Source organism: Blautia sp. DFI.6.71 (assembly GCF_020593585.1).
Lineage (GTDB): Bacteria > Bacillota > Clostridia > Lachnospirales > Lachnospiraceae > Blautia_A > Blautia_A wexlerae.
Genome location: NZ_JAJDMJ010000100.1, coordinates 1 through 3,742, shown reverse-complemented (window position 1 = coordinate 3,742; position 3,742 = coordinate 1). Strand labels below are relative to the sequence as shown.

Genomic DNA, 3,742 nt, shown 5'->3' with positions numbered 1-3,742 from the left:
TTGATGGAGTATAGCAAATTTTTTCAGTACTGTAAAGTATTGTTACTAACCGGATGCAGCACTAGGATTATAATTTAAAAACATCCCCCACGCATGAACATTCCTTCCATGTGTGGGGGATATTGATTTTCCGCAGGCAAGTTGCTAAATGCACCTGCATTCAGTTGATTTAATTATTCTTCATAACCATTCGGATTATTGGACTGCCATCTCCAGGAATCAGCACACATTTCTTTAATACCGTTCTCTGCTTTCCATCCCAGTTCTCTCTCTGCTTTGGAAGCATCGGAATAGCAGGTTGCGATATCGCCTGGACGACGTGGCTTGATCACATATGGAATTTTAACACCTGTAGCAGCTTCAAAATTCTTCACAATATCAAGAACACTGTAGCCTTTTCCTGTACCAAGGTTGTAGATACTTAATCCGGAATTATCTTCGATTTTCTTAAGAGCTTTTACATGTCCTTTTGCAAGGTCAACTACGTGAATGTAATCTCTCACACCAGTTCCGTCCGGAGTATCATAATCATTTCCGAATACCCCAAGTTCTTTCAGTTTACCTACTGCAACCTGTGTGATATATGGCATCAGGTTGTTCGGGATTCCGTTTGGATTCTCTCCGATAGTTCCGCTCTTGTGAGCACCGATCGGGTTAAAGTAACGGAGAAGAACTACGTTCCATTCCGGATCTGCTTTCTGAATGTCTGTCAGGATCTGCTCAAGCATGGATTTTGTCCATCCATATGGATTTGTGCACTGTCCTTTCGGGCACTCTTCTGTGATCGGGATGATTGCCGGGTCTCCGTATACAGTTGCAGATGAGGAGAAGATAATGTTCTTTACATTATGTTTTCTCATGACATCTACCAGTGTTAAGGTTCCTGCAATGTTATTTTCGTAATATTCCCAGGGTTTGGCAACGGATTCTCCAACTGCTTTCAGACCTGCGAAATGAATACAGGAATCAATATCTTCTTTATCAAAAACTTCATTTAAAGCATCGCGGTCCAGGATGTCTGCTTTGTAGAATTTCACCGGTTTGCCTGTGATCTTGGAAACTCTTTCCAGAGATTTCTCACTTGCATTGCTTAAGTTATCCAGAACTACAACATCATATCCTGCGTTCTGTAATTCTACAACTGTATGGCTTCCAATATAGCCTGCTCCACCTGTAACTAAAATTGCCATAATAATTCCTCCTAACCTGTCTTCCTGCTACAATACCTGTTTTTTGCAATTTCTGTTTTTTTCTCTTTCAACAATACCTATATTAGTTCACAGCATCAGAAATATCCTTGATAATTCTGAGTGTAATCTATAAAATTCTGCGGATATCCTGTTTCACATCTGCAAAATTTACCTCTGTATTTTACAGCACCCTATATTCAGAACTGTAAAATACCGTTGCCTGGCACATTATGTATTGTAGAAAATCCTGCGAAAATATGATTTCTCTCATATCCCCGCAGGATAATTCTATCCGAATCAGTTCATAAATACAAGTCTTTATGGACATGTACATTTTTTTATACCTGTTTATACTTATTTACAATCTCTTTCATCCGGGAAAGTTTTTCTTCCATGTCTTTCACCAGTTTGAACTGTGTTCTGCAACGATCCAGATTATGTCCCTCTCTATGAATCTTGAAATAATGATCTCCCTCCAGATAGTCTGTGAGGAAACGCATTCCACATTCAAAGGTCATAAGGATTGCTCCCATGGGAAGCATATCCAGTTCTGTCTCAGTCAGTGCACCGCCACAACCTTCAATGAAACCTTTGACATAAACTTCATACAAGTGAAGATCGCAGGACACCTTCGTCAGGTCTTTCTCATCCTCTGCTCCGGTACTTGCACCAAAGCGGATAGAATCACCGAAATCATTTACGGAAAGACCCGGCATTACGGTATCAAGGTCAATCACACAGATGGCTTTTCCCGTTGCATTATCAATCATAATGTTATTCAGCTTGGTATCATTATGTGTAACACGTAACGGCAGTTTTCCCTGATCCTGCATATCGCACAGGACATGTGCCAGTTCTGTGCGGTCCAGCACAAACTGAATCTCTTTTTCCACATCTGCTGCTCTGTGACATATATCTTTTTCCACAGCAGTTTTAAACTTATCCAGCCTGTCCACCGTATTATGAAAATTTACGATGGTCTCATGAAGCGTTTCTGCCGGATAGTCTGCAAGCAGCCTCTGGAAATGCCCGAAAGCAACTGCACTCTGGTAAAAATCTTCCTCATCTTTTACCATATCATAGCATGTTGCATTTTCAATGAATAAATATACTCTCCAGTATTCTCCGTCCTCATCTACATAATAAGGAAGTCCATCCTTTGTCATCACAAGATTCAGAGTCTCTCTCTCCACATCTCCACCGTTTTCTAGGATCTTTTTCTTCAGCCAGGCAGTAACACCGCTGACATTCTCCATCAGTTCCACAGGTTTGGTAAAAATACTCCTGTTCATTTTCTGAAGAATATAATGTTTGCCTGTATCATAAGTCAGGCGGTAAGTGTCATTGATATGTCCGCTTCCATAAGGAATACATTCTGTCAGATTATCTTCCAGAACAAATGCACTGGTGATATTCTTTATTTCCCGGTTAATTTCCACTCAATTATTCCTCCCATAATTTCTGTGGATACAGCCCTCCATCTTTTAAATTCTGAATGGCAGCTACTACCACAGGTTTATCTTCTTTGTAGGTTACACCATACCATTTATCCATAGATTTCAGAACTTTTACAGTTGCTCTCTTCTCACCGAGAAGTTCATCTACTACAAATGGCAGGAAATATTCACATTTCAGCGGGTTTATTTTCAGATTCTCATCCAGGAATTTAGGAAATCTGTCTTTCAGCTCTTTCAGAATGCTTGCTGAAAATCCCCACATATTCATGGATACTGTACTGCCTTCCGGAAGCATAGTCCATGTTTTTCCATCGTCTTCTGTATAAGCTGTGCCGCCGTCATGCTTTTCGATATGGGTACGCTCGTTGATCTTAAGAAGATGTCCTTCTTCATCTGTAACGCACACACCTCTTGCCACATGGCCATTCTCTGTCAAAGTATTTTCCAGTTTATAGCCGACCATCATATATCTGTAAATATCCGCGTTATCTTCGTTCTCTGTCAGAAAATCATATGCCATCTTAAATGCATGGCTTCCATAATAGTCATCTGCATTGATCACAACGAATGGTCCATCGATTTCATTGATGCAGCTTAATACGGCATGTCCGGTTCCCCATGGTTTCACACGTCCTTCCGGTACTTCATAGCCTTCCGGAATATTGTGAAGATCCTGGAAAACATATGATACTTCCAGCTGATTGCTGAGACGGTCACCGATGGCGCTTCTGAAGTCTGCTTCATTTTCTTTTTTGATAATAAATACTACTTTTCGGAATCCGGCCTGTACTGCATCATAAATGGAGAAATCCATGATGATGTGTCCCTCTTTGTCCACCGGATCGATCTGTTTCAGACCACCGTAACGGCTTCCCATACCTGCTGCCATAACTACTAATACTGGTTTCTTCATAATTTTTTTCCTCTTTTCTTTAAATGTTTTTCGTTACTCTCAGATTGCCTGGTAACTTTTTACATTCATCTTATCATACTATGATTTCGAGGTCAAAACGTGTTACATAATACCTTTCACAATCGCAAACGTTACTGTTCACTCCGTTCACAGTAACGTAGCCAAAATTCATTCCAGATTGC

At 40.5% G+C, this 3,742-nt stretch carries 3 protein-coding genes; all 3 read right to left on the bottom strand.

What is annotated here, in order from left to right:
* Positions 1-173: 173 nt before the first annotated feature.
* The 3 genes from galE to LJE12_RS19260 all read right to left on the bottom strand — a co-directional run bounded on the left by galE (position 174) and on the right by LJE12_RS19260 (position 3,560).
* Positions 174-1,190: a UDP-glucose 4-epimerase GalE gene (galE, locus tag LJE12_RS19270; RefSeq protein ID WP_008705897.1), complete on the bottom strand. Its 1,017-nt coding sequence runs from the start codon at positions 1,188-1,190 to the stop codon at positions 174-176.
* Between the two features lie 338 nt (positions 1,191-1,528).
* A complete protein-coding gene (locus tag LJE12_RS19265; RefSeq protein WP_331466217.1) occupies positions 1,529-2,629 on the bottom strand; it encodes a phosphotransferase enzyme family protein in 1,101 nt (366 codons plus the stop codon).
* A 4-nt stretch (positions 2,630-2,633) separates the two neighbouring features.
* Entirely contained in the window at positions 2,634-3,560 is a 927-nt protein-coding gene (locus LJE12_RS19260) for a nucleotidyltransferase family protein (protein ID WP_173704449.1), read from the bottom strand.
* Between the last annotated feature and the right edge of the window lie 182 nt (positions 3,561-3,742).

Bases quoted from the DNA above. Each gene is read 5' to 3' on its own strand.
- LJE12_RS19260 (WP_173704449.1), bottom strand. From the start codon at position 3,560: ATGAAGAAACCAGTATTAGTAGTTATGGCAGCAGGTATGGGAAGCCGT.
- galE (WP_008705897.1), bottom strand. From the start codon at position 1,190: ATGGCAATTTTAGTTACAGGTGGAGCAGGCTATATTGGAAGCCATACA.